21 protein-coding genes are annotated in these 26,602 nt (G+C 39.2%); 10 read left to right on the forward strand and 11 right to left on the reverse strand.

The window, feature by feature from the left end:
• Positions 1 to 148: 148 nt before the first annotated feature.
• Entirely contained in the window at positions 149 to 820 is a 672-nt protein-coding gene (locus tag J7E35_RS11305; protein ID WP_214779770.1) for a hypothetical protein, read from the reverse strand.
• Between the two features lie 699 nt (positions 821 to 1,519).
• Between J7E35_RS11305 and J7E35_RS11310 the strand changes: the two genes are divergently transcribed.
• Positions 1,520 to 2,629, forward strand: coding sequence for a M20 family metallopeptidase (locus J7E35_RS11310; RefSeq protein ID WP_353050361.1), 1,110 nt, complete (start codon positions 1,520 to 1,522; stop codon positions 2,627 to 2,629).
• Between the two features lie 289 nt (positions 2,630 to 2,918).
• Here the strand turns inward: J7E35_RS11310 and J7E35_RS11315 are convergent, their stop codons facing one another.
• The 5 genes from J7E35_RS11315 to J7E35_RS11335 all read right to left on the reverse strand — a co-directional run bounded on the left by J7E35_RS11315 (position 2,919) and on the right by J7E35_RS11335 (position 8,357).
• Positions 2,919 to 3,833: a hypothetical protein gene (locus J7E35_RS11315; protein WP_214779771.1), complete on the reverse strand. Its 915-nt coding sequence runs from the start codon at positions 3,831 to 3,833 to the stop codon at positions 2,919 to 2,921.
• A 252-nt stretch (positions 3,834 to 4,085) separates the two neighbouring features.
• Positions 4,086 to 5,021, reverse strand: coding sequence for a hypothetical protein (locus J7E35_RS11320; RefSeq protein ID WP_214779773.1), 936 nt, complete (start codon positions 5,019 to 5,021; stop codon positions 4,086 to 4,088).
• A gap of 360 nt (positions 5,022 to 5,381) precedes the next feature.
• Entirely contained in the window at positions 5,382 to 7,514 is a 2,133-nt protein-coding gene (locus J7E35_RS11325) for a M14 family zinc carboxypeptidase (RefSeq protein WP_214779776.1), read from the reverse strand.
• Between the two features lie 358 nt (positions 7,515 to 7,872).
• Positions 7,873 to 8,220, reverse strand: a complete 348-nt coding sequence (locus tag J7E35_RS11330) for a DUF2628 domain-containing protein (RefSeq protein ID WP_483297659.1) — start codon at positions 8,218 to 8,220, stop codon at positions 7,873 to 7,875.
• On the reverse strand, positions 8,133 to 8,357 hold the full coding sequence (locus tag J7E35_RS11335) for a hypothetical protein (RefSeq protein WP_214780095.1): 225 nt from the start codon (positions 8,355 to 8,357) through the stop codon (positions 8,133 to 8,135). Before J7E35_RS11335 ends, J7E35_RS11330 begins: the two co-directional genes overlap by 88 nt.
• 234 nt (positions 8,358 to 8,591) lie before the next feature.
• Between J7E35_RS11335 and J7E35_RS11340 the strand changes: the two genes are divergently transcribed.
• Together J7E35_RS11340 and J7E35_RS11345 are read left to right on the forward strand one after the other, a co-directional pair.
• Complete coding sequence (locus J7E35_RS11340; RefSeq protein ID WP_214779780.1) at positions 8,592 to 9,803, forward strand: processed acidic surface protein; 1,212 nt, start codon at positions 8,592 to 8,594, stop codon at positions 9,801 to 9,803.
• Between the two features lie 4 nt (positions 9,804 to 9,807).
• On the forward strand, positions 9,808 to 10,434 hold the full coding sequence (locus J7E35_RS11345) for a class D sortase (RefSeq protein ID WP_214780077.1): 627 nt from the start codon (positions 9,808 to 9,810) through the stop codon (positions 10,432 to 10,434).
• A gap of 934 nt (positions 10,435 to 11,368) precedes the next feature.
• Here the strand turns inward: J7E35_RS11345 and J7E35_RS11350 are convergent.
• The 4 genes from J7E35_RS11350 to J7E35_RS11365 all read right to left on the reverse strand — a co-directional run bounded on the left by J7E35_RS11350 (position 11,369) and on the right by J7E35_RS11365 (position 15,293).
• A complete protein-coding gene (locus J7E35_RS11350; RefSeq protein WP_214779782.1) occupies positions 11,369 to 11,620 on the reverse strand; it encodes a DUF3006 domain-containing protein in 252 nt (83 codons plus the stop codon).
• The gene (locus J7E35_RS11355) at positions 11,604 to 13,277 is read right to left on the reverse strand and encodes an S-layer homology domain-containing protein (protein ID WP_214779784.1); all 1,674 of its coding nucleotides are present in this window, start codon (positions 13,275 to 13,277) and stop codon (positions 11,604 to 11,606) included. Before J7E35_RS11355 ends, J7E35_RS11350 begins: the two co-directional genes overlap by 17 nt.
• 303 nt (positions 13,278 to 13,580) lie before the next feature.
• On the reverse strand, positions 13,581 to 14,285 hold the full coding sequence (locus tag J7E35_RS11360) for a FadR/GntR family transcriptional regulator (protein WP_214779786.1): 705 nt from the start codon (positions 14,283 to 14,285) through the stop codon (positions 13,581 to 13,583).
• A 93-nt stretch (positions 14,286 to 14,378) separates the two neighbouring features.
• Positions 14,379 to 15,293: a fumarylacetoacetate hydrolase family protein gene (locus J7E35_RS11365; protein WP_214779788.1), complete on the reverse strand. Its 915-nt coding sequence runs from the start codon at positions 15,291 to 15,293 to the stop codon at positions 14,379 to 14,381.
• A gap of 286 nt (positions 15,294 to 15,579) precedes the next feature.
• Between J7E35_RS11365 and J7E35_RS11370 the strand changes: the two genes are divergently transcribed.
• Together J7E35_RS11370 and J7E35_RS11375 are read left to right on the forward strand one after the other, a co-directional pair.
• Positions 15,580 to 16,602 (forward strand): TAXI family TRAP transporter solute-binding subunit, encoded by a 1,023-nt coding sequence (locus J7E35_RS11370; protein WP_214779790.1) that lies wholly within the window; start codon positions 15,580 to 15,582, stop codon positions 16,600 to 16,602.
• Positions 16,603 to 16,681: 79 nt separating this feature from the next.
• On the forward strand, positions 16,682 to 18,556 hold the full coding sequence (locus tag J7E35_RS11375) for a TRAP transporter permease (RefSeq protein ID WP_214779792.1): 1,875 nt from the start codon (positions 16,682 to 16,684) through the stop codon (positions 18,554 to 18,556).
• Positions 18,557 to 18,712: 156 nt separating this feature from the next.
• Here the strand turns inward: J7E35_RS11375 and J7E35_RS11380 are convergent, their stop codons facing one another.
• Positions 18,713 to 19,882, reverse strand: coding sequence for an acyltransferase family protein (locus J7E35_RS11380; RefSeq protein ID WP_214779794.1), 1,170 nt, complete (start codon positions 19,880 to 19,882; stop codon positions 18,713 to 18,715).
• Between the two features lie 338 nt (positions 19,883 to 20,220).
• Between J7E35_RS11380 and J7E35_RS11385 the strand changes: the two genes are divergently transcribed.
• The 5 genes from J7E35_RS11385 to J7E35_RS11405 all read left to right on the forward strand — a co-directional run bounded on the left by J7E35_RS11385 (position 20,221) and on the right by J7E35_RS11405 (position 26,198).
• Positions 20,221 to 21,228 (forward strand): LacI family DNA-binding transcriptional regulator, encoded by a 1,008-nt coding sequence (locus tag J7E35_RS11385; protein ID WP_214779796.1) that lies wholly within the window; start codon positions 20,221 to 20,223, stop codon positions 21,226 to 21,228.
• 72 nt (positions 21,229 to 21,300) lie between these two features.
• Positions 21,301 to 22,533, forward strand: a complete 1,233-nt coding sequence (locus J7E35_RS11390; protein WP_214779798.1) for an ABC transporter substrate-binding protein — start codon at positions 21,301 to 21,303, stop codon at positions 22,531 to 22,533.
• 56 nt (positions 22,534 to 22,589) lie between these two features.
• Positions 22,590 to 23,453 carry a carbohydrate ABC transporter permease gene (locus J7E35_RS11395; RefSeq protein WP_214779800.1) on the forward strand — a complete coding sequence of 288 codons (864 nt, stop codon included), beginning with the start codon at positions 22,590 to 22,592 and terminating at the stop codon, positions 23,451 to 23,453.
• The gene (locus tag J7E35_RS11400) at positions 23,453 to 24,274 is read left to right on the forward strand and encodes a carbohydrate ABC transporter permease (protein WP_214779802.1); all 822 of its coding nucleotides are present in this window, start codon (positions 23,453 to 23,455) and stop codon (positions 24,272 to 24,274) included. Before J7E35_RS11395 ends, J7E35_RS11400 begins: the two co-directional genes overlap by 1 nt.
• A 238-nt stretch (positions 24,275 to 24,512) precedes the next feature.
• Entirely contained in the window at positions 24,513 to 26,198 is a 1,686-nt protein-coding gene (locus tag J7E35_RS11405; RefSeq protein WP_214779804.1) for a glycoside hydrolase family 13 protein, read from the forward strand.
• Positions 26,199 to 26,602: the final 404 nt, after the last annotated feature.

Consider the following 26,602-nt stretch of genomic DNA (forward strand, 5'->3'; position numbering starts at 1 on the left):
AGTGCCCTTTTTTTCAAAGAGAAATCTCTATTTCCAGGTTGCATCTGGAAATAGAGATTTTCATTTGATACTTTGAAAAAAATAAGTGACAATAAATCGTGTAAAAACCTTTGTAGTGTAGCGAAGAGCAGGTTATGGGTGGCACCCCCTAATCTTTTGATGGTTTTTCGTTATTAAGAATGAATCGTTTATAAATAATATTTCCTATAGATGCAAAAATAGTTAACTCTATTACTTTTGTGGAGGCTATGTGTAAAAATTGAATGAATCTTCCAAGATTGTCTTCATTTAAAATGCTTTTTAATTCAAATACTTTTAATGAGGCATCCATAGGAATTGAGTAATGAAGAGTAAAGCTAAAATATAATAAGTCAATAAATGTGTAATCTTTATCGTGAAAAACCGCAGAAATGAAACCATACATTTCTGCAAAAAATGCTTCAGGTGCAACTAAAAGAATCAAAATTATAATGATTGTAAGAATAGTGACTTTCTTTTGGCCTAATTGGGTATTTGTAGATTCAATATAGTATTTTGTAGATCCTATCATTAAAAGGAACATCTTATGAACGAAGTAAATAACTAGAAACAATGTGACTATAATACCTATTATTTTATCGGTTTGAATAAGGATATTTTCTGATATTCCTAAGTTAAACAAGTATTCATATAGTTTAACTAAACCAGCAAAGGCTAACAATAAACCAAAAATCAAGGATAAAAGTTCTATGGAGGACTTATAAAACCAATAATCAAATTTTCTTTCTTTGAACTTCTTTAAATAATACTCACCAAAAATTGGAAGGAATAAGAATGACAAGGTTCCAAAAAATAGATAAATTTGCTTTAGGTTAAGTATCGACGTGAACAATGCACTTAAAATGTAAACCATTATTGTTAAAGTATTTTTTTTTCTGATAAAGATTAAGACGGCAAAACTAACTATAAAAAAGGTAAAAATGTGTAGATTAGTATAATTGACCATTAATGGAGTAAATAAATAGATACTAATAAGAAATATAGCTGAATTTCTTGAAAGAATTATATTATTAAAAAAGTTCAATAAATATCACCAAGGAAGATTATAACAGAAATTTAGTTAAACAAGATAAAAATTTTAACTCTTGGTATGATACGGAGTGTCAAATCGTGCATCGATTTGCCCCAGGACTCCAACAAGGATTTTAAGTAAAATCAGAGTCATCGAACACACTCGCGGGACACAGGGACGGTTCTTACGTTCCATCGGAAGTCAAAATAGTTTGTTGATGGTCCGGTTATCAAAATCCAACCAAAACCAATAATCCCAATTAACAAGCTCGATTACTTAATAGCAATCGAGCTTTTTGAATAGAGTAAAACATGCAGGAAAACCGTCCCCCTAAGCAATTTGTAAATGTTATAATAGTAAAATCGTAATATTCCGGAGCTGCATAGATATTATGCAGCCTTTATCAAATAAATATAAGAAAGCAGCGTGATATTAATGGATTCCATAAGGCAGTTTATGGAGGACCATTTGCAAGAGATTTTAGATGATATGAAGTTTCTGGTTGAAAGTGATTCTCCGTCATTAAATAAAAAACTCGTGGATGAGTGTGGAGAGAGGATTCAGGAGCTTTTATATCGCTACTTTGGTGAACGGGCAGAAGTGATGGAAGAAGAGAAATACGGAAATCATCTGAAATTTGAATTCGGGGAAGGTGACGAAACCATCTTAATCCTTTCCCATTTTGATACAGTATGGGAGCCTGGAGATTTAGAGTTTAAGATTGAGGGCGATCTTGCATACGGACCTGGCATTCTGGATATGAAGGGCGGTCTGGTACAGGCGGTTTGGGCAATAAAGGCCATTAAGGAATTGAATATTCCATTGTCAAAGAAAATTGTGTACCTTTTTACCAGTGATGAAGAGGTGAGCAGTCCGAAATCACGCTATGTCATTGAAGAGATAGCGAAGGATTGCCATTATGCATTAGTTACGGAACCACCCGTTGTTCGGACGGGTGCCTTAAAAACGGAAAGAAAGGGATCAGCGCGCTATTATATTGATATTACAGGCAAGGCTGCCCACGCTGGCAACAACCATCATGAAGGAGCTAGCGCTATTCAAGAGGCTGCCAAGGCCATCGATTTTTTAGAGTCATTAACAGATTACGACGTTGGAACCACCGTCAATGTGGGATTTGTTAAAGGCGGAGGCAAGCTTAATGTCGTGGCTGACCATGCAGAGATTGGCATTGATGTCCGAGCGGGAACAAGTGAAGAACAGGAAAGAATTGATGAAATAATTCATGGGCTGACACCTTTCACAGAGGGCACAAGTATCGACGTTCAAGGGGGCATCTCCCGCCCGCCGATGGAACGAAATCAAGATACAAAAGATCTATTCCAAACCGCCAAAGAAGCAGCAAAAGAAGAAGGCTTCAAGTTAAAAGAAGCTTCGGTTGGAGGAGGAAGTGACGGAAACCTCACAGCCAACATGGGAATCCCAACCCTGGATGGCCTCGGTACCATTGGAGACGGAATCCATGCAAGAAACGAACACATCATCATCAGCCAAATCCCAGAACGAGCAGCATTTTTCACTAATCTGCTGGTTAGTATTGGGATAAAAGAGGGGGAGTAGGGAGAGTGGTTTGCAACTTTAAAAGTAGCAAGATGAAAATGATTCCCTTGCTCGGACAATCTCCGATTTGAAAGGTGAGAAACATATATTGGTTGGAGGAAACAATGGAGTTGCAGGTGAAGCAAAAGAATGGATGAATAATTGAAGCGTGGGGGGGAAGAAGCATAGGGTGGCTTCCCTATGCTTGTGGAAAAGCAGGAAGGTTGAGTGAGCAGTGACTAGTTTTATTCCCTGCATTTATAGGCCATTTTTATATAAGGCTCTATTTGATTGAAGCTATCTACCCACTCTAGACGTATATATGCTTCGTGTGGGTATTTGAAATATTCATAGTCCTTCTTGGATATTGAATCCCCAGTTGTTTGTCTATTTCAGATTGAATTTGTAACCCCAGCTTTTGCTCTTTTTGCCCAATATGTAAGATCAAACATCTTTGTCTTTGAGTGGTTAGAGTTGCAAATTTCGGTTTCCCTGCTATTTTATATCCTATCCCATCATTTGTTCCAGCATCTATTACGTTAAATTCAGGACTATTCCATATATACGAATCGATATGTCGAGCAAGTTCTCTTGCTTTTGCCTTCTCAAATCTTAAAAAGAAATATTCTTTTGATTTTTGTTTGTCTCCTATACAGTTTATGGTACAAAACTCCTCAAACTGTTCTAGCAAGAAGCATGTGAGTATATCGGATTTCTCCTCAAAAGGCTTGTATTGTTTTTTAAAAAAATCTCGTACCTCTTTCCAGGTTAAAATAATGGGGTGTACTTTGACCACTTGATTTGGAGGAAAAATAGCTTTATGTCGATTTAATTGTTCTACGTCCAAATAAGAGTTGTAACCTATTTTATTTTCAATTAAGAGCGAAACTTCCTTTGATATGATGGCCCCATCAGGGATGCCATACTGCCTAGATGTTCCAACCTTTAACTCTTTGCTTTCTGCAATTCCAACGATGGCAGCAAAAGGAGTGGCTTTGGGTAACTGTGAACTAGTTTGATGGAGATATTCAAAGTGCTCTTCACCAGAAAGAAGCTCCAACCCTAGGAATCTTAGAAAAGCTAAAGTCAATTCATAAGATGAATGTTGCAAAACATTTAAAAAAGCTTTCGTTACTTTATTTTCAACTTGTAAAACTTGAGACGCTTCAGAACTGTTCTTAGACTGCCCTCTATAATAATGAAAGATATTCTGATAAATAGACATTAAATCATCCTTTCCAAGGCATCTTAGACGAACCACTTTACTTCTGTACTGCCTGTATAGGTGTTGTTTTGGACTCTCTGTTGGGACAAATAGTGATAATAAATGGGACATGTGCTGAAAAGGTTGAAGTGAGTTTATTCTAAAGCTTTTGTGCATTAGATATGGAGGAGAATTTTGTTTTGAGAGGAACGCCCCTACCCATTCTTATTTGTGCCTATATCCATATCATTTTGGATGACTAGAATTCTCTATTTATTCTTCATCAAAAATTTTTGTGTTTATGAGTTCCGCTAAATCGTTTGCTAGCATACCTATGTAAGCAATTAATTCTAGATCTCTATCATTAAAATAACCATCATTTACAAAAAGTTTTCTAAACCATTTATAAACACGAGTTATAACAGGGATTTTGTAAATCTCTTTGTAAATACGGTTATACTCTTCCTCAAATAGTTCTCGAGCTTTCTCAAGAGATAGTGTTAATTTTTTTGCAGGTGTAATGCTACTAATGTATATGGATTCAAGCGTTGGTAAATTCTCTTTAATTTTCCGTATAGCTTTATTTATTTCAATTGTTTTTTCATCAAGTTCCTTAATCTTTTTGTTGGCAGAGCGATGACTAAGAATGCCAGAAACAACAATAATAGGAATTACAAATAATCCCCCTAAAACAGTAGCTCCTGCTGCCGTTCCCCCACCACCAGCAGCTAAGGCTCCACCGCCAAACCATGCAAGAGTAGCATTGGATGCTGCAACCCCCGACAACCCACCAATTGCGGTACCGGTTGAAGAAATTCCTACTGATGAAACTAATGCCCATGCTCCAACAGCTGTACCTACCCCAGCAGTGACTCCCCCTGTAGTGTTAATTACTGCATTAGCGGTTGAAAGAGTGTGCTTTATGTTACTAAAAGTATAATGCTTTACGTTTGATTCTATTTTTTTGTTTAATATAATCTTATCTTCTTCTAATAAGTTTTTAGAAATCTTGTTTATCTTGTTTAATGATTTAACTGAGTCAACTTTAGCTTTTATTAATTTTTCAAGGACACTATTGATTTCATTTCTGATTTCTTCCATTTTATTGTATAAGGCTTCATACTCATTATAAATAACATTAAATTCATTTACTCTTTTTTCTATTCTATTTGATGCACCGAATGTAATGATTGATTTGAATACGCCCATCTTCTCTATGGACCCCCTGAGAAATTTATAAAGATTGAAAATGATTTAAGTATATTTAAATACTAAGGAATACATTAAATACTAATTTAAATAATACAATAATTAGGAAAAATATAACATATTCAAATAATATAAAAATTAAAGTTTTTAAGAGAGATCATGTGGAATTTGGACGACCCTTTGCTTCATTGGTGTTGCGAAAGTGTGTGCTGCTGATGTTTTTGTAGGAACTATGACAGGGAAATGAAATTTTCTCATTTATGGATATATAGAGAGACACATGGAAAATGGTAGGATGAGCTGCTTTAAATGCTCATCCTGCCATTTATTTTTCAGCTAGCAGTCAAACATACAGAATAACTATGAAGCAACTTTCTCGTCAGAAAGCTCTTCCTTTCCAAGTGAATCTTCTTGTTGGTCGTCCTCTACTCTGTTTTCTGTCTTCTCTGATCCTTCCTGTGTTGATTCTCCATCTTCAATTATACCTTCTTGTACTTCTTCAACTGCAGGAGTTTCTTCTTGTGTACCAGCAGGTAATTCATCCTGTGCTGGCTGTTCTTCTGCATCTGCAGAAGGTGTTTGTTCTTCTGCTTTTAAATCCACAGAAGTTTGCTCTTGTACAGGGTCTTCCCCTATATCCACAGTAGGTGTTTCATCTTCTGGAATTGGTTCTTGTTGCCCGGAAGTTTCCTCTACATCTTCAGAAAGAGCTTCTGTTTCTCCTGGTTCTTCTTGTACGGGAGTCTCCTCTGCTTTATCGGTTTCTGTATTTTCCTGTAGATTGTAATTTGTTTTAAGTCTTGTGATTAATGCTGCAAACTGTGCGCGCGTTAACTTTTCCTGTGGACCGAAGATTCCTTGGCCATCCCCCAAGAAAATGCCGCGGTCTTTTACAAAAGCGATGGAATCGGCTGACCATGCAGCAGGACTGACATCCAAGAAAGGAGATTCGGTCACATCTGGTATTTCCTCACCAAATAACCTTCCTATCATCGCTGCCATTTGCTCCCTGGTCACAGGTGCATGTGGGCTGAATACTCCTTTGCTTGTCCCATTCATAATCCCCCTGGCATTTACAGCTTCGATAGATTCGTAAGCCCAATATGATTGTTGGACATCCGAAAAGGTTTTACCGGTAGAAGGAGGCGCTATCAGAGAGTAAACCCTTGAGATGACCGCAGCGGCTTCCGCCCTTGTAACCGAGTTATTAGGGAAGAAATAAGACCCATTGCCTACCATGTACTTATTTTCATACGTATAGTCGATCGACTCGCGTGCCCAATAAGAAACAGGCACATCCCAAAAGTTCTGACCATATAACATACCCTCATTATTTGAAACATATATCCAGCGATCCCCGAGTGAAGTCCCGATCTGATACCAATTTCCTTGTTTCCTCTTGGCACTCACAATCTCTGAAGCTATCTTATTCGACGTAATCGAGTCGAAAGATGGTGTTGTATAGAGAGTGTAAGATTTGTCGAATTTCATTTTAGCGCTTAGATATACAGATTCCGCTGGAAAAATTTCTCCTGCTTTCGCTGCCATCCATAAGCCAGTTGTTTTATTTTTGTCCCAGATTTTCGGAAAGTTGCTTTGAGGCACATGCCGATTCCCGACATAAGGGCTTAATTCCGGTGTGAATCCTGGTTTATTGAACTCTTGAATAAACCAATCTGTATAGCCTCTGCCGCTTGGCTTTACATCCGTGCCAATAATCCGGTATCCGGTAATATTGCTCAGCTCTTTTACAAGCTTATAATCTCTTGTTTTTTGCTTATTGTAAAAATACCAAAAAATCATTTCGCCTGATGTATGGTAGGCAGTTGTAATATCAGGTTTAATTTTATAGGTAAAATCTCTTATGTACTGCACTTCTTTTTCTTGGAAAGGTTTTTGTCCCTTATAACCTGCCCAAGAGGGTTTACTGGCTTCACTTGGACTTTCCCATTTCGCGGGGTATTGTCTGTTCAGATCAACACCATTGGCATTTGCTTTCCAGCGGGTAAAATCTCTGCTTCCTTTATTCATTGCTATTAGCTTTGAATGAACCGTTGTTGGGAATGCAGATAAGCCCCGCTGCTGCAGCGTCACACCATCTGGATTAACCATAGGAACAAACCAGATTGTATATTCATCTAAAATATCACGAGCATTGTATTTACCGACAAGCAAGTTCTTTTGATACGCATTAGCATATTCCTCAATCATCTTCATAATCAATTGAGTAGTGATCCATTCCCTGGCATGGTGAGAACCATTCAGGAAAACCGTTCGCTTTCCTTTTCCTAACTTCACTGCCCAGACCTCTCTCTGATAAGAAGTTTTCCCAAGCGAATGATAATCTACCAAATCAGGATATGTACCTTTCAATCTCTTAATCTCATTAGAAACATCCTCATAGGAATACGTACCATCATCCCAGACAGCAGCCTCGGTACTTAACGGTTGAAAAATGGAAAACAATAAAAATAAAGACAAAAAAATACGCATAACAAACCCCTTTTAGATTATTTGAACAGTACAAAGGCACGACAAAGGGACGGTTCTTGTGTCTCATTCGGAAGGTGAAACAAATAGAATTATGGAGAGCAGCTGGAGAGTTTAATAGAGCATCCTCACATTTAATATCGGAATTCAGAGCCAATAATGAAGCGGGAAAAGGGGCAGGATGTGTCCCATTTGGAAGGCGACCTGAAGGGTGCGGAGTTTTGGTTTCTTTCACATTTTCACCATATTCATTCAACTCAAGGAATTAGGGCCTAACTTTTGTAAAAGCCTTTTGGAATCTCGGATAAAAAAAGTGCTGAATCTTAATGCCAGCAAAAAAAGAGGATATTATACACATCCTCTACCAGTTAAAAATTGCTCCGAAGATCATACCCATGAAACCACCTAAAAATGCAATGCCCAAGGCACCGAGCCACGTTGTACCACCTGCTGCTGATAACTTTTCAAGGGCGTTATCATCAGGTCCGACTTTGCTTAGCTCTCTTTTGACCTTGTGGAAATAAAGCCTGTTACCCAATAACCCCATTATCACAAATACTCCTACATCTAATACCGTAAACTCATTGGCAACCCCTAGAAGTGAAGAAACGGTCATTAAGACTAAAAGATAAATGATAGCTTCCTTGTACATCTTTCGGTAACCCAGCCACGCACCGCTAAATAGAGCCGCTGCCCAGTTCCATGAAATTCTTTTAACAGGTTCAACCGGCAAGTCTGCATGTCCTCAGTGAATCCCCACTTCTTGAAATAAACGTCCGCTTTATTTCCTATAAAAGCTCTTGCTTTGTCTGTCTCTGATTCTGTAATCTGATGTTCTAATTCCACTTAAATCACCCCAATTGCATTTTACTTTAGTAGAATCATATCAAAAAAATGGTTATTAAGGGGTGAATTAGTGCAAGGAAAAGGCCCTCCAACTCTCATTTTGGTGTCCGGGGAGTGAGAAGGCGGGAGAAGAATGGTTCCTCTGTTTTATCCCATTAATATCCACTATCTGTATTATTATTATAATTATATAATTCTTCTGTACTATATATGAATTGTAGGAGGAAGAATTACTTGAAGCGCGTTTTATCTATTCTTTTGGCTTTCACATTAACATTGGGACTGCTTCCGTTTGCTGCTTTTGCTGCAGTTGACCCACAGGATCAGGAGTTCCAACATTATCTCCAGGAAATCGGTATGACTGAGGAGGAGTTCATTGCCTATATGAAAGACTGGCATGATTACTCTTTGGAAGAGTTTGAAACACTGGAAGAGTTGACAGACTACCTGGGAGCTGAGCTCGATGAAGAAAATCTCCAGGAATTGCTTGCTGATTTTGACATGACAGAGGAAGAATTCAACCTGTTGCTTGAGGAAAATGGAGCAACATTGGAAGAATTCGTTTTTTACGATGATCTATATTTCAGTGTCTCAGAATGGCTTTACACTGAAGAATTGACTCCTATTACTGACGAAAGCCTGCAAACGCTTCTTGAAGATTATGAATTTGCATCGATTGAAGAGTTGGAAGCTTTCTTGAATTCTTATGATGATTCAATCGAAAACTATGAATATATCGAAGACCTTGAATTTGCGGTAGCTGAACACTACTTCATGGAATCTAAGGATGATTTGATCAACACTTTGGATTCTTTTGGTCTATCGCTTGCCGAAGCCAATAAACTTGCCAATCATGTGATTGCGATTATGGAAAATCCTGACCTCGATCCTGAACAATTTTTCACAGCGCTCGAGGAATACGGTGCAAGATTAATGGATTTCCCTGAGTTTGATAGTGCAGCTGATCTTTCAGCTGAAGACATTGCCGAATTCATTGACATTTGGGATGGCTTGCTTACTTTGTTGGATCTGAAAGTAGAATACTACTTGGTTAAGGATGGCGTCGAGTCTCCTGTTTTATTTGCTTCCCTTATGCAAATGGTTTCTACCAATGGAGCGGATTTAATGGTAAAAATCCTTTCAGCCAATGGTGACCTATTGGCTGACATGGTCATCACGAAGGAAATGTTCGACTCTGAATTCATGCAAGAAACCGGAGAAAACCTGGAAGATACAACTGAGGCAGCTGAAGAAGTGAAAAATGCTGCAGAAGAAATGGAAAAAGCTGAAGAGAAATCCCCTGCAGCCAAAGCACCTGTTAAAACTGTCAAAGGCGGCAAACTTCCAAACACCGCTTCAGATTACCTGCAAAATACAATGGCTGGATTAGCTATGATTCTTTTGGGAGCTATTGTATTCAGGAAAGTGAAAGTTAAACGTGTTTAAATATATGAAAGAGAGAAGAACCGGAAAGCTGGTTCTTCTTTCCTTATCCGTTGTCATAATCGCACTCGGTTTCTGGTTCAGCGGAACAAACGCTTATAAATTCATGAAGGGCTATTGGCTTTTTAAAACTGGTGAACCCCAAACAGAGGTCGTCCTTGCCGATAACCCTGATCAAACGGCAGATAGAGAAATGCAAGAGAGTCCTGCCAGCCTCTATTCCGAGAGGCCTGAAAAAGGAGAAATGATCGGTAACCTGGCCATTCCTAAACTCAACGCCACTTTGCCCATCTATCATGGAACTGATGAAGATGAGCTTGAAAAAGGGGTAGGGCATTTCGCCGGCAGCGTGCTTCCAGGTGAAAAGGATAATTCTGTTTTATCCGGCCACCGTGATACTGTTTTTCGCCAGCTTGGCAATGTTGGCAAAGGAGACTTGCTCGTCGTCTCGACAGAAGCAGGAGAATTCACCTACAAGGTCAGGAAAGTCCGCATTGTGGATGCAGACGACAGAACAGTAATTGTTCCAAAACCTCGCGCCACACTGACCGTCACAACCTGTTATCCTTTTGATTTTATTGGCGATGCCCCAGAGCGATATATCCTTGTTGCAGATTTGATTGAAGAGAAATGAAAGGCCTGAGCACACACCTAAAATTGGTGCTCAGGTTTTTTCTTTGTATAATACGATCAGGAACTATTGGTACGGGTCAGCTCGAGACAAGCAAGCGTGGAGTTTTAAAGCCTTCAGAAAGATTGTCCACCTTGATGGAACCTTATCCGAAATTGTGAAGACTTCGGACAAGTCTAGAGAGAAAAGAAGGGAAAGTGTCTGAACTTGGGGCGACTTCGGACAAGAATAGTGGAAACCAACGAAAAGTTGTCTGAACCCGAGGCGACTTCGGACAAGAATAGTGGAAACCAACGAAAAGTTGTCCGAACTTGAGACGACTTCGGACAAGATAGGAGGAAACCAACGAAAAGTTGTCTGAACCTGGGGCGACTTCGGACAAGAATAGTGGAAACCAACGAAAAGTTGTCTGAACCTGGAGAGGCTTCGGACAAGAATGGGGGCAACAAACGAAAAGTTGTCCGAACTTGAATCAACTTCGGACAAGAATGGAGGAAACCAATGAAAAGTTGTCCGAACCTGGTGCGACTTCGGACAAGAATGGAGGCAACCAACGAAAAGTTGTCTGAACCTGAGGCGACTTCGGACAAGAATAGTGGCAACCAATGAAAAGTTGTCCGAACCTGGTGCGACTTCGGACAAGAATGGTGGAAACCAACGAAAAGTTGTCTGAACCTGGTGCGACTTCGGACAAGAATGGAGGCAACCAATGAAAAGTTGTCTGAACCCGAGGCGACTTCGGACAAGAATAGTGGCAACCAACGAAAAGTTGTCTGAACCTGGAGCGACTTCGGACAAGAATGGAGGCAACCAACGAAAAGTTGTCTGAACCTGAGGCGACTTCGGACAAGAATAGTGTAAACCAACGAAAAGTTGTCTGAAGCTTGACAGTTCTTATGCGGCAGGACACCAAAAAAGTGAGCAGGAGAACCCCTGCTCACTTTTTCTTAAGTTTGTTTAAAAGGTCTTCAACCTTCTTCCTTGCAGCTTCAGTCTCTTCTTCTAATAATTTTACATGCTGTACACTGCCATCCTCATTAAATTTAACAAATAAGAGGTCACCTTCAGCAGCGTTTGAGGGTAATGATTCTTTACTGAGTAAAACCTCTTTAGTCTCATCATCTCTAAACAACAGTACAGCCATATCTTTTTCAAATCGATCGAGTGTGTACTTACCTGGCAAGTTCATCAATTATCGTCCCCTGTGGGTCTACGAGCCTTGCGGCGTCCCCGTTATTATCCCAGGTATAAGCTGTAGTCCAAAGAAGATGAGTCGGCCTGCTTTCATAAGCGCTTCTTCCAGTTGTCACAGTAACCGAAGCACCTTTCTTCAAGACAAAATCACTTGGGAATTCGTATTGCTGATTTCCATCAACACTTATTAATGTCCAGCCATCCATCGGAACATCACTTGTATCGATATTTTTCAATGTAACGATTTCTTGGCTTAAGTCTAGATTGGTGATATCGATTTTACCAGTATTGGGAGTTGGCTGAGGTTCAGTTCCTGGAACACCTTTAATCAGCTGTATGGAAGAACCGTTTGATTCAAAGGCGATATCTCCATTGGTTGTTGGTACAACTGTTGCGCCCATAGCTGTTAGTCGGTTCACCACAACGCTATCTGGGTGTCCGTAACTATTCCCTTCGCCAAAAGACAATACTGCCCATGTTGGAGTAACTTCGTTTAAGAACAGTTGGGAAGATCCTGTCTCTGATCCATGATGCGAAACTTTAAGTACATCAGCATTCACATCAAAGCTGGAAACCATGTCAGCTTCCGCTTGGATCCCTGCATCCCCAGTAAATAGGTAAGATTTTGAACCGTGAGTTACTTTCAATACAACGGATGCCTCATTATTATCTGAAGAACCATCGCCACTATTCAATACTTGAACTTTGATTGCAGGGTCTACATCAATGAATTCACCTGTTTGGGCAACATGGAAAGGGATGTTCTTCTGATCAATCAACGTTAAGTAATCCATGTATGTTTGCGAAGTATGTGATTTTCCGCTATCGATTACATTTTTAACAGGAATTTGATTTAACACCGGGATTAACCCGCCAATATGATCGGCATCCGGATGAGTTGCTACCAGATAGTCAATCGAAGTTACGCCAGCTGCTTTAAGGTAAGAAACAACCTTTTCACCAGCAGTTTGCTTACCGCCATCAATTAGAATTGTTTTACCGTTTGGAGTAATTAATAGACTGCTGTCTCCTTGATCAACATCCAGGAAGTGAACAGCTAATTTACCGCTTGAGGCAGGTGGCTCGACTTTAAAACTATCATTTAAAGCTCTAGCTAAGAAAGCAGAAAAGTCTCCGCGAGACAGCTGTTTATTGGGTCTGAAGGTATTGTCTGCATATCCTGTCGTGATGCCAAAGGCGAGAATCTTTTTAATCGACGAGTATGCAGTAATACTAGGACTTACATCTGAAAAATAAACATTTGCTTCATTACTTAACTTAAATGCTCTGGCCAGGAAAATAGCCATTTGCCCGCGTGTAACCGGCTCCTTTGGCCTATATGTGCCATCAGCATATCCGCTGATAATTCCCTGCTTAACCGCCGAATCTATAAATCCGGATGCATAATTGCTTGCACCCACATCAGAAAAGGTCGTGTTTCTTTGTGTGCCATCTAACTTTAACGCTCTGCCAATCATTGCGGCAGCAGCATCTCTAGTTACAACAGCATTTGGCTTAAATTCTCCATTACCATAGCCACTAATAATCCCGCGATCATACAGATACATGACCTCGTCATAGAAATTGTAGCTTGAATGTACATCTGTAAATTCTGTACTCGCATTTGCGTTAGGGGTAAAGACGCTGAACAAAAACACAGAACAAATTAACAATAATAGTTTTTTCACTTCTCCACTCCTTTCTATTATTACTAGGTTAACACAGGGATAATAGTAGATTAAAGAAATGGGAAGGATTTCTAGTAAAAACCAGTCGAATTGTATATGGGTAAATGTGGATATAGATGAAAATTGGAAGGATATGAAATGGTTTCGTTCTTATGTTTCCTTTTCGGAAGTCGTAATAGATTAATGTAAATTACTTAGGGCAAAAAGAAGGAGGCTGACAAGGTCAAATTTAATGACCGTGTCAGCCTCTTTTCTTTAATGTTATAACTAGTATAAATCCTCATCTTCAAAAAAGTTCCTCTTCACTGTTAGTATGTGTTTTTTAACCATTTCTGCGGCTAGTGAAGAGTTTCTTTCCTTTATAGAATTAAGAATTAATTGATGCTCTTGATGATATATATTTATTCGTTCAGGAGTTAAGCTCCTCTTTTTTATAGAACCCCATAAGGTCTCCATTCGAACATTATTTATTAATGTTGTAAATTTAATCAATAAGCTGTTTTTTGCTGCTTGTGCGATCCCTTGATGAAATTGACCATCCCAATGTTCAAATTCGGTAAACTTATCTTGATTATTTTTCATCTCGCTAAGACACTTTTCTAAAAAAGTTATATCCTCTTGGTTAGCGTTTAAAGCAGCAAGCTTACCTAAATATGGCTCTAACGCAATCCTCGCTTCAAAGACTTCTAACGGGCTTGTTTGGGTTTCAATTTCAGAAATAAGTTTATCTATTTCAGAAATTGAAGAAATCTTAATAAAAGTCCCTTGTCCGACCCTACTATCAATTAGCCCAATAATTTCAAGTGCTCTAAGAGCCTCTCTAACAGTGGCTCTACTTGTTCCAAAGGATTCAGCAAGACTCCGTTCTGGAGGAAGACGGTCACCATCCTGAAATTGTCCTTCTTCTATTTTATTCCTTATTTGCATAGCTATTTGGAGAAAAGCCTTATTTTGTTGAATTGGAGAAAACATCAATAATCAATCACCTTTCCTCTCCTAGTATAATGATTTTATCTAATATCACATACAAAGGAAAGAAACTATTAATAAATTGGATAATTTCTTTTATATAACCGTGTTCCTTAAAATCCCAATACCGCTTATTTCTACTTCAACAGAGTCTCCAGGTTGAAGAAATTTAGGTGGATTAAAGCCCATTCCAACCCCAGAAGGAGTACCGGTTGCGATAATATCTCCTGCCTCTAGAGTCATTCCATCAGATAATACGGAAACTGTAGTTGGAATATCAAAAATTAGTTTGCTAGTATTTGAATTCTGCCTAATCTCTCCATTTACAGTGCATTTAATATCAAGGTTATCATAGTTTGGAACCGAACTTTTATGAACGAGATAAGGACCCATAGGAGCAAAGGTATCTAAACTTTTTCCCCGGTACCATTGAGAATGCTTTTTCTGCAAATCGCGAGCAGTAACGTCATTAATGATCGTAAAGCCAAAAATATGATCCATAACATTTTCTTTCGGAATATTGGTACCTCTTTTGCCGATAACAACAGCTAATTCTGCCTCATAATCCAATTCAGTAGTTATACCTTGATGACTAAATATTGCTTCACCAGGATGATTAACAGAAGTAACAGATTTCGAAAAGATTACAGGATACTTAGGGACTGCAATACTTTCATCCTTAGTTTTTTCAAATTCCAATGCATGCTCTTTGTAGTTCTTCCCTAAGCAAAAAATATCTTTTTCAGGCCTTGGAATAGGTGCTTTTAAAGTTACTTCTTCTAGTTGTAATAAAAAGGGATAATTATCATTAGTGTCAACATTTGAGATTATTTCGTTTATTTTTCCAATAAGTTCCTCGCCGTGTTTTACTATTTCCAATAAAGAAACATCTAACTTATTTGTTCCGAAAAAATATTCCTCTGCTGTACCTAGTGCAATTATCTTGCTGTGATCTTTAGTTAAAACCCCAGCCTTTGTTAGTCCGTTATATTCAAAAGTTACGAAAAACATATACTTACCTCCCATTGTAAATGATTTGTTTTTTACGCTGATAAATCACTGATAATAAACGGGTAATTAAATTATTGGTCAATTGGTCTAGCCAATTAAATTATAAATATACTTATAAAAAATTGTCAATCACTTTTCGTAACGGAAAAACAAGTGGTTTATCTCAGGTTTGATTTATTAGTTATAATATTCTAAATTGTTTAAAAACTATTGACTTTGATTTTTTCATCTGATTTAATCTAATTATGGTTAATTGGTCTAGCCAATAAAATTTAGGGGGGTCCTTATGAGAAAGTATTCAGGATTATTGTTAATTTTGGTACTCATTTTCTCAGCCTTATTAATGGGGTGTGCAGCTACAAATCAATCTAGTGGAAATTCAAATGAAAGCGCTTCCGAAAATGACAAAGGGAATAAAAACACAGGTAAAGACGTGCAGATATCATTTGGTGGAAGTGCACCTGGTGGAGTTTACTTCTATATGGTAGGAGTTTTAGCCAACCTATTATCTGAAGAACTTCCAGGAATTAATGTTACTAATGTTTCTACAGGTGCATCTGTAGCTAATGTAATTGGAATAGCAAATGGAGAACTTGACTTCGGATTAACTTATGGGTCGTTAATAAAAGAAGCGTGGAATGGAACTGATACATTCAAGGATCAAGGTGAACAGAAAATGATCAGAGGGATTGCAAAAGCATATGAGAGCCCGCATTACTTTGTCGCAATGAAAGATTCAGGCATTACATCTATGGCTGACTTGAAGGGGAAAAAAGTTTCAGTAGGGCCTCCTGGGTCAGGCGCGCAGTATAATACCGATATTATTCTAAATATATTAGGTATTGATGTTAAAAGGGAGTTTTTATCATTTGCTGATGCTGGAACAGCCTTAAAAGAAGGCAGAATAGACGCATTTGGTCAAAGTGGCGCTCCATCAGGTGCAGTAACAGAGCTTGCGGAAACCTCCGATATTGTAATTATCCCATTTAGTGATGAGGAAATGGATCAACTTGAGAAAGAAACAGGTTTTTATACAACTGGTCAACTAAAGGCTAATACCTATAAAGGAATCGATCAGGAAATTCAAATGCCGATGTTTACAGTTTATTGGATAGCTCATAAAGATGTTGATGATGAAACTGTAGAGAAAATCCTTGAAGTAGCAATGGATGAGAATAATCGTAAAACATTAGTGGATGGTTACCCTTTATGGTCTGAACTAACACCCGATATTGAAAATTTCGAAAAACTTGGTGTACCGTTTCATCCAGGAGCAGTCAATTATTATAATAAAAACAATTTAAAATAATGTACAAACTGAGAAGGCCCTAATGTTATTATGCCGGGCCTTCTTATAAACTTAATTTTATTATTAGGAGAGGATCTCTATGCAGACAAGGAATTTGCAAGGGCCATGGAGTATGGCTTTTCGATACACCGCTATTGCTTTCTCCCTCTTTTATTTGTATGCAGCCGGAATAGGCCTAGTTTCTACAGAACTACATAGAGGATTATATTTATTATTTAACTTGGCACTAGGTTTTATGATCTATCCTCTAGTCAGAAAAAAAGGTGGCGGTACGAAGGTTCCATTTTATGACCTTGTTTTAATAGGCTTAACCATTTTATCCTTTGGGTATTGGATTTTGGAATATAAAAATTATGTTACCAGAGCAATGATGCCCAATGACTTTGATTTTTGGTTTGGAATCATTGCTATAATTCTCCTTTTTGAAATTACACGTAGGGTATTAGGGAATGTACTATTAATTATTGGCCTTGTTTTTTTTCTTCAATTATACTTCGGACCTTATTTACCTGGTAACTTAGCACATTCAGGATTTAGCATTGAACGAATAGTAGAATTTAATTACAGTTCTATGGAAGGGATTTTTGGAGTAATCACACAAACGTTTGCAACTTACGTCCTGCCATTCATCATTTTAGGAGCGTTTTTTGAAAAGTCTGGTGCGGGTGACTTCTTTATTAAACTTGCAGTATCATTAACGAAAGGTTGGTCTGGTGGACCGGCTAAAGTAGCTGTTATAGCTAGCGGTGTCTTTGGTTCAATAAGTGGAAGTTCAGTTGCTAATGTTGTATCTACAGGTGCTTTTACCATACCAATGATGAAAAGGGTTGGTTTTAAACCTCATGTCGCAGGTGCCATTGAAGCAGCGGCTTCTACTGGTGGACAGTTCTTACCTCCAGTAATGGGCGCAGGTGCCTTTTTACTGGCAACTTTGACGGAAACTTCATACACGCAAATTGCACTAATGAACGTAATACCAGCCTTGCTTTACTTTTATTGGGTAGGAAGTGCTGTCCATTTTGAAGCGAAACGTTATAACATCATGGGTTTACCGGAAAATGAAATCCCTGATTTTTGGATTACTCTTAAGTCAGGTTGGTTTTTCTTTGCCCCTTTAGCTTTGATCGTAATCGTATTAGTTTTAGGTTTCTCTCCGGCTCTAGCTGCATTTTGGGCTATTATTTCAACTATTGTACTAAGCTGGATTAACAAAAATACGAGAATGGGAGTCAAAGAAGTTCTTGATGCTTTGGAGATTGGAGGAAAAAATAATCTGTCTGTAGGTGCTTCGATTGGTATGCTCGGTATAATTATGGGAGGGATGGTTTTAGCTGGATTAGGTGCTAAATTCTCTTCTTTAGTTGTTTCGTTATCTGGTGGAATTGTATTAATAAGTATTGCGCTAGTCGCTTTTGTAGGAGCCTTAATTGGTATGGGGGCAACACAAACAGCAACTTATCTAATTGTAGCTATGATAACCGTCCCGGGAATGATTGCTCTTGGAATTGATAAGGTAACAGCTCACATTATTGCATTCTGGTTCTCAGCTATTTCTAACGTAACACCACCTGTTTGTGTATCAGCATTTGCAGCAGCCTCAATAGCAAAAGCAGATCCTATGAAAACTGGCTTTACGGGGGTTAAATACAGTCTGTTACTATTCATTCTCCCCTTTACATTTGTTTATTTCCCAGAAATTCTATTACAGGGATCTATAGGGGAAATAATCTATGCAGTAATTAGCTTTGCCATTGCAATACCTATTCTAGCGGCAGGAATACAAGGGTTTTTGATTAGAGACCTGACGATATTGCAGAGGGCAGCTTTGCTAATAGCAGGAATAATGATGTTTATACCAACATTTTGGACTGATTTAATAGGTATAGTGGTAGTTTTGGTCGTCTATTTTATACAGAAAAATGTCTCTAAGCCAGTTAGTCTAGATGTCAATTGACATGTGAAGAGGGACATGGATAGGAAACTCGTTTCCCATTCGAGAGTTGAAATAGAGGGTAAGGAGGCATCGGGCTGTTCCTTATGCTTCTTTTTATACTTGAAATTAAAGAGAGACATAGGTACACGTGCCCTATGTCTCCCGGGTAATTCAATTTTAGTTTCTGCCATAAGTACTGGTATTATTCGGCACAAGATGTCCGTCACCAGGCCGGTTTGCTTTTAACCCAAAAAGAACACGCAGAATATTTACTCTTCGAATGATCAACTCATATAAGCCCATTATGATTAAAAATGCTGATGAGATTAAAAAAATCAATTTTACAGGTACAGCCCAATCCAGGTTATAGATGAGAAACCCTAACAGAATGATGACAGGCTGATGAAGCACATAAAACGGCATAGACGCTTCACTCGAGTATTTCAATGCTCTATTGGAAACGTTCAGATACTTATCGCCTAAGCTGAGAATAAAGAAGATCATGTTCCATACCAGCAGGACACGGGTCAGCATGAATACTGCCCAACCAAATGAAATCTCCATGGGGAATCCGAAGAAAAATACCCAGGATATATAGGCAGCTGTACTCAGTATGCTCATAGCTCCAGCTAGAATCCCTATTTTACGGACAAACGCCCTCAATGATTCTCTCGTAAAAAAGTAAAATCCCAAAATATATAGTAGTAGATAAAAAATGATTCCCCAGCTCGCTAAATTTACAACATTGTTGACGGTCAAAGCGGCGATTGATAAAGGGATAGGGATGAATAAATAATGAAGAATATTAAATTCCTTACCAGCTGCCATTCCCTTAGTTTTTAGGAAAAAAGGCAGCGTAATGACTGAAAATAACAGTAACATTAAAAGATACCACAGATGATGTCCAAAGAATGCAAAATTCCCGTTACCGCCCATTTCCAGATAGAGTCCATCAAAGTAATGAGGAAAGAATTCCAGAAATGAGCCCTCAAATTGATGATTCGTTATTCTTTCAATATACACCTGGGGAGGTGACAGCAGAAAGATCCCCAAAAGCAAGGGTAAACCAAGCCGTAAAAGCCTTTCTTTGACAAAACTTTTTGGATTTCGTCTGCTTAATGCATAGTAAGTAGCCATTCCTGATACTACAAAGAAAATAGGCATGATCCAATTCCCCACTAACAGAGAGAAAAATTCGATATATGTATGGTTAATTGAGTTGTTTTTAATGTGCCAATCAAACGAATTAAAAAACATTGAACAATGATAAAGGAACACGAGCAGCATCGCCAATACCTTTATCCAGTCCAAATCATAATGTCTAGCTAACTTTGTATTATTTTCCATAAATTTCCCCTCCAAGTTAAATATATCTTTTTATTTGGATAAAATACATATGTTTTTAAGATAGGTTCCCATGCCATTAAGGAGTTGAAGGGGATAGAGGAGGGGTTTTGAGGCAGTTGGACGAAACTGTACCCTGTGCAGCAGACGAGTGAAAATAGTCTGCCGCACAGGGTCTTTTTCTCGTCCAAAAGGTAAAAATGGGAAGGAAGAATGTTGGGAGTAACAAAATGTTCACATGGAAAAATCAAAAAAGGGATTGAAAGGGGTTTCATAAAGTGCTATTATGACTACGTAAACGTTTTCGTTATTTAACTTATTTTTTATAAAGTAGGTGGGATATGTCCTATACTATTAAAGATGTTGCGAAGAAAGCAAATGTCTCGATTGCAACCGTTTCGAGGATTCTGAATGGCCAGGCAGGCTATTCGGAAAAGACCAAAATTAAAGTAATGAAGGTCATCGAGGAGCTTGGATACTCGCCGAATGCTGTAGCCAGAGGGTTGATCAATAAAAGAACCCATACAATCGGCGTCCTTTTCCCTAAACTCTCCAGTTCACTTGTAACAGACCTGCTGGATGGGATTGAAAAGGCTGCAAATGAGAGCGGTTCCAGCGTCATTGTCTGCCACACCGAATCAAATGGTGAAAAGACCATGAACTATCTTCAGCTGTTGATTGAAAAGCGAGTGGATGGGATTGTTTTTGCGAGTGAAATCCTTAAGGATGAATACTATCAATATGTCACGAAATCCAAAGTTCCCATCGTTCTTTTATCAACAGAATCGTATGCATTCCCCGTTCCTTACGTTAAGGTGAATGACTTTCACGCGGCTTATTCAGCTGCGATGTATTTAATCGATAAAGGTCATACAGAAATTGGCATGATCAGCGGGAATAAGGATGATATAGTGGCTGGGAAACCGAGGATTGACGGGTTTCAGAAGGCTCTGGCAGACCATGGGATTCCCTGTGGTGAGAGAAATATCGTGAACAGCAGAGGATTTGGTTTTCGTGAGGGGATCGTTGGGTTGCCAAAAATGAAAGAACAACTTCCGGATGTAACAGCCATATTTGCTGCAAGTGATGAAATAGCAATGGGTGTATTATCATCCGCTTACCAGCAGGGAATAAAGGTTCCGGAAGAGCTGTCCGTCATTGGTTTCGATAATTTAAACCTTGCAGAAATGACGATACCGCCGCTCACGACCATTGGCCAGCCGCTGGTTAAAATGGGAGAAATTGCAGCACAAATGTTATTTAAGATATTGGAAACAGGTGAAATCCCCGAAAGCCGGATTATGCCTCATAAAGTAATTGAAAGATTAAGTGTAAAAGAGAGAATCTAATGGCTCTCTTTTTCTCAGGACATTTGAGTAAACGTTTACGTAAATGAGCGTAAAAACTTAGGAGGTATATACATGATTAAGAAAATGACAGCAGGTGTAATGGCATTAGCAATGGGAGCATCTTTACTAGCGGGCTGTTCCTCAGACAAAGCAGAAGATGGAAAAGTTACGCTAGAACTTTTTTCTAATAAATCCGAAAGCATTCAGACTTACAAAGGGTTAATAGCAGAATTCGAAAAGCAAAATCCGGATATCAAGATCAAGCTGGATGCACCGCCTGAAGCGGAAACCGTTTTAAAGACACGTCTGACTAAAAATGATCTTCCGGATCTTATGTCCATTGCCGGCAACGCAACTTATGGTGAGTTAGGGCGTGCAGGTGTATTGGAAGACTTCTCAGGTGCAGAACTGGAAAAGAAAGTTCAGCCTTCCTATATTGACATGGTTAACCGTCTAGTTGGACCTGAAGAAAAGGGCACATTTGGCCTTCCATATGCTACTAATGCAAATGCTGTTATCTATAATAAAGCAAAGTTTGAAGAGCATGGACTGACGGTTCCAACTACTTGGGATGAGTTTGTCGCAAGCCTGGAAAAAGTGAAAGCAGCGGGAGACACTCCGATCTACTTTACATTGAAGGATGCATGGACAGGCATGATTGCCTGGAACTCCCTTGGTGCTAATGTAGCTGGTGAAGATTTCGCACAAAAGAAGAATGCCGGTGAAGCATCATTCGTTGAAAACTATGATGAAGTAGCGGATAAAATGGCGACATTGGTGAAATATGGCCACAAGGACAATATGGGTGTTGCCTATGGTGACGGAAATAATGCGTTTGCCAACGGAAAGTCTGTCTTCTATCTTCAAGGAAACTGGGCTATTCCAGAAATCCTGAAAGCAAATCCTGATATGGAATTGGGAGTGTTCCCAATGCCGGTTACAAACGACCCTGCAAAAAATAAATTGGTATCAGGTGTTGACGTACTCCTTACAGTAAACAAAGATACAGAGCATAAAGAAGAAGCAATGAAGTTTGTTGAATTCATGATGGATCAAGAAACAGCTAAAAAGTATATCGACGAGCAAAAAGCATTCTCTGCAGTTGAAGGTGTATACCAGGAAAATCCTGTTTTTGAAGGAATCAAAGGAAACTTTGAAACTGGTGCGATTACAAGCTTCCCGGATCACTATTACCCAGCAGGAATGGGAGCTGAAAACTTGGTGCAGGAATTCCTGATCAAGAAAGACAAGGAAAAGTTCCTGAAAAAGATGGACAGCGAGTGGGAAAAAGTACAAAATCGTTAATCCGCAAAGAAGCCAGGGTGTCTTATGCCCTGGCTTTCTAAAAAGGAGTTGTCAACATGAATAAGAAGAGTAATGTTTTCCTGGTCATTGCCATACCTGCCTTTATTCTATTTTTCATTTTTCATACCTATCCTGCATTGCAAGGGATTTTTTACAGCTTCACAGATTGGAAAGGGTATGGGGACTGGAACTTTGTAGGATTGAAAAACTATTTAAATGTATTTGATGATGGGCGTGCCGGTGATGCGTACCTGTTCACTTTTAAATTTGCCATTGTTTCTACGATTCTGGTAAACATTATCAGCCTTGCAGTGGCAATAGGACTTAATTCAAAAATCAAATTCCATAAAACGCTTAGGGCGATTTACTTCCTGCCTTATATTCTCAGTATTTTAATTGTAGGTTTCATTTTTAATTTCATCTTTGCTCATTTTCTTCCGCAACTTGGTGAAGCTTTAGGCTGGGAATTCCTGAGCAGAAATATTCTTGGAAATCCTGATCTTGCCTGGTTAGGAATTGTCCTTGTCGCAGTTTGGCAGGCCGTTTCGTTTAACACTATTCTGTATCTGGCAGGTCTTGTTACGATCTCAGAGGATTTATATGAAGCAGCCAGTATTGATGGAGCCGGTGTCTGGACGAAGTTCTGGAGGATCACTTTTCCGTTGATCGCACCTTTCTTTACGATCAATATGGTATTATCGCTTAAAAACTTCCTGATGGTATTCGACCAAATCGTCGCATTGACAGGCGGCGGACCTGGTAAATCAACGGAATCGATTTCCCTGCTTATCTACCGCGGCGGTTTTGAAGGCGGAGAGTTTGCCTATCAATCTGCCAATGCTGTGATTTACTTTATCGTGATTATCATTTTCTCTGTCATTCAATTGAAATTCTTAAATAAAAGAGAGGTGGAAAACTGATGAATCGCAAAAAAAATAGCTGGCTGATAACCACTCTCTTGATTTTAGGTTCATTGTTAATACTGTTTCCACTTTATTTAACGGTTACGATCGCTTTTAAAACACCGCCTGAAATGGCTGGGAATTTATTGGCGCTTCCTAAGACATGGTCATTTGAAAACTTTGCACAGGCGATCGAAATGACAAACTTTTTTAACGCATTTAAGAACAGTGCTTTTGTTACCGTTTTTGTCGTGATCTTCACCGTGTTGACGAATTCACTAGTTTCTTATGCGATCGCAAGGAACATGCATAAGAAGTTTTATAAGTTTCTATTCTTCTATTTTTTAAGTGCGATGTTCATCCCGTTTCCAATTATCATGCTCCCGCTTGTAAAGCAGACAAGTGCCTGGGGAATGGATAATCTGGTAGGGCTGATCATCCTGTACATTGTGTTCAATTTATCCTTTAACGTATTTATCTACATCGGATATATCAAGTCTATTCCTATTGAACTGGAAGAGGCGGCAATCATGGATGGAGCAAGTACCTGGGGTGTGTTCTGGAAGGTCATCTTCCCGCTGCTGGCACCAATGAATGCGACAGTCGCGATCATTACGAGCCTTGGAGCATGGAATGACTTCATGCTGCCGCTTGTGTTGCTGAGTGACCGAGAAATGGCGACATTGCCTCTCGTGCAGTATATTTTCCAATCGCAATTCAGCACGGACTATAACCTTGCATTTGCCTCTTATTTGATGGCTCTTGCGCCTATGATTATCGTATACATTTTTGCCCAGAAATGGATTATTAGCGGTGTGATGAAAGGTTCGATAAAATAAGTTTAGCAATGGCTCTGTTATAGCAAAATGTTGTTTTTCAACTCCTGTTGATTGTAGTGGAAGGCGCGAAGACTCCTGCGGGATGAGCAAGTCAGGGGGAGACCCCGCAGGCGCATAAAGCGCCGAGGAGGCTCCCCGACTGCCCGCGGAAAGCGAAGCGCCTGGAACGAAAATCAACAGCCGAGTTTAACAGAGCCTTAGTAGTTTAGATTTTTAAAATTGATCGGAGTGTATTGATGTGAATAAGACCTGGTGGAAAGAAAGCGTAATTTATCAAATTTATCCGAGAAGCTTTAATGATTCCAATGGTGACGGTGTTGGCGACATCAATGGAATAACGGAAAAAATTCCTTACTTGAGCCAGCTTGGAATTGATGTCATTTGGCTGTCTCCAGTTTATAAGTCACCAAATGATGATAATGGCTATGATATTTCTGATTATCGCAATATCATGGACGAGTTTGGCACGATGCAGGATTTTGATAAAATGCTGGCTGAAGCCCATCAATATGGAATCAAAATCATGATGGACCTCGTTGTCAACCATTCAAGCGATGAGCATGCCTGGTTCCAGGAATCTCGTAAGTCAAAAGACAACCCATACAGAGACTATTATATCTGGAAAAAGACAGATAATGGCGAGCCACCAACAAACTGGGGTGCTGCTTTTGGCGGGAGCGTTTGGGAACTGGATGAACAGACAGGCGAGTATTATCTGCACCTTTTCAGCAAAAAGCAGCCTGATCTAAACTGGGAAAATCCTGTGTTAAGGAACGAAGTATATGAAATGATGCGATTCTGGCTGGATAAAGGCATTGACGGATTCCGTATGGATGTCATCAATTTCATCTCAAAAGATACTAGCTATCCTCAGGGAGAAGTTCGTGAAGGCCATAAATATGGGGATGGAAGCAAGTATTATATGAACGGTCCGAAAATCCATGAATACCTGCAGGAAATGAACAAAGAAGCACTCAGTGGTTATGACACGATCACGGTCGGGGAAATGCCAGGTGTTTCGGTTGAAGAAGGCAAGCTTTATACAGGTGCGGAGCGAAATGAATTGAATATGGTGTTCCATTTTGAACACGTTGGCCTTGGTGATGGCCAATATGGCAAATGGGATCCGCGTGAATGGAAGCTGACCGAGCTGAAGGAAATCTTCACTAAGTGGCAAAAGGGGCTGGAAAAAGAAGGCTGGAACAGTCTTTACTGGAGCAATCACGACCAGCCGCGGGCTATTTCACGCTGGGGCAATGATTCCGATGAGTACAGAGTAGTATCGGGCAAGATGATTGCTACATGTCTTCATATGATGCAAGGTACTCCATATATTTATCAGGGTGAAGAAATCGGCATGACGAATGTGAAATTCGAAGATATCAATGATTACAGGGATATCGAAACACTGAATGCATATCGCGATTTAACTCCTGATTCCTTGACCCATGAAGAAATTTTCAAAGGAATTCATGAGCGCGGCCGTGACAACGCAAGGACTCCTGTTCAGTGGGACGGCAGCCCGAATGCAGGCTTTACAACAGGAACACCTTGGATCAATGTAAATCCTAACTATGAGACAATCAATACCGAAGCCGTTTTAAAAGATGAAGAATCTATTTTCTATTACTATAAGAAGCTGATTCAACTCAGAAAGCAAAACGAAGTAATCGTGTACGGCACATATGATTTATTAATGGAAGAAGATGAGCAGATTTTTACTTTCACGCGAACACTTGGGGATGATCAATTATTGGTGATCTGCAACTTCAGTGACCAGAATCCTGTCTTCAAACTTCCTGAAAGTGTCCGTTACTCAACGAAGGAATTACTGATCTCTAATCTCAGCGTGGATGGAACTGAATCCATCGATGAATTGACGCTTCAGCCTTATGAAGCAAGAGTGTATCGATTGAAAAAATAATGAACGGGCCTAATGAGGGCCCTTTTTCATGGAAAAATTTGATTTCGCTTGTGGAATGTCCAGATTAGCCTTTGTCAGTCTGGATTTAAAATCTCTTTTTGATGAAAATAGGGCTCATCACCATAAGAATTGGTTTGACCTGGTGAGGTTCGCTGACTTATTGCCCGATTAAGAATTGGCTGCGGCTGTTGCTGTGAAATAAGCGGAGTTTTTCCGCTTATGCCAAGAAAAATGGGCTCATCTTATGTTTTTTTGACAAATAAGCGGAATTTTTCCGTCTATTTAAGAGATTTTTAAGCGGATTTTTTAAATAAGCGGAATTTCTCCGTCTATTCTGGTGGAGGGCTCAACCTTGTCACACCAACCGTATAAATTAAAGGTGCAGCTTGCTTAAACCACCAGTT

Source organism: Bacillus sp. ISL-45, assembly GCF_018613195.1.
Lineage (GTDB): Bacteria > Bacillota > Bacilli > Bacillales > Cytobacillaceae > Mesobacillus.

Excerpts from the sequence above, each read along its gene's own strand:
- J7E35_RS11325 (WP_214779776.1), bottom strand. The coding sequence starts at position 7,514 with ATGCGTATTTTTTTGTCTTTATTTTTATTGTTTTCCATTTTTCAACCG.
- J7E35_RS11350 (WP_214779782.1), bottom strand. The coding sequence starts at position 11,620 with ATGAACTTGCCAGGTAAGTACACACTCGATCGATTTGAAAAAGATATG.
- J7E35_RS11320 (WP_214779773.1), bottom strand. The coding sequence starts at position 5,021 with ATGGGCGTATTCAAATCAATCATTACATTCGGTGCATCAAATAGAATA.
- J7E35_RS11365 (WP_214779788.1), bottom strand. The coding sequence starts at position 15,293 with ATGTTTTTCGTAACTTTTGAATATAACGGACTAACAAAGGCTGGGGTT.
- J7E35_RS11400 (WP_214779802.1), top strand. The coding sequence starts at position 23,453 with ATGAATCGCAAAAAAAATAGCTGGCTGATAACCACTCTCTTGATTTTA.
- J7E35_RS11385 (WP_214779796.1), top strand. The coding sequence starts at position 20,221 with ATGTCCTATACTATTAAAGATGTTGCGAAGAAAGCAAATGTCTCGATT.
- J7E35_RS11315 (WP_214779771.1), bottom strand. The coding sequence starts at position 3,833 with ATGTCTATTTATCAGAATATCTTTCATTATTATAGAGGGCAGTCTAAG.
- J7E35_RS11360 (WP_214779786.1), bottom strand. The coding sequence starts at position 14,285 with ATGTTTTCTCCAATTCAACAAAATAAGGCTTTTCTCCAAATAGCTATG.
- J7E35_RS11375 (WP_214779792.1), top strand. The coding sequence starts at position 16,682 with ATGCAGACAAGGAATTTGCAAGGGCCATGGAGTATGGCTTTTCGATAC.
- J7E35_RS11380 (WP_214779794.1), bottom strand. The coding sequence starts at position 19,882 with ATGGAAAATAATACAAAGTTAGCTAGACATTATGATTTGGACTGGATA.
- J7E35_RS11395 (WP_214779800.1), top strand. The coding sequence starts at position 22,590 with ATGAATAAGAAGAGTAATGTTTTCCTGGTCATTGCCATACCTGCCTTT.
- J7E35_RS11345 (WP_214780077.1), top strand. The coding sequence starts at position 9,808 with ATGAAAGAGAGAAGAACCGGAAAGCTGGTTCTTCTTTCCTTATCCGTT.
- J7E35_RS11370 (WP_214779790.1), top strand. The coding sequence starts at position 15,580 with ATGAGAAAGTATTCAGGATTATTGTTAATTTTGGTACTCATTTTCTCA.
- J7E35_RS11390 (WP_214779798.1), top strand. The coding sequence starts at position 21,301 with ATGATTAAGAAAATGACAGCAGGTGTAATGGCATTAGCAATGGGAGCA.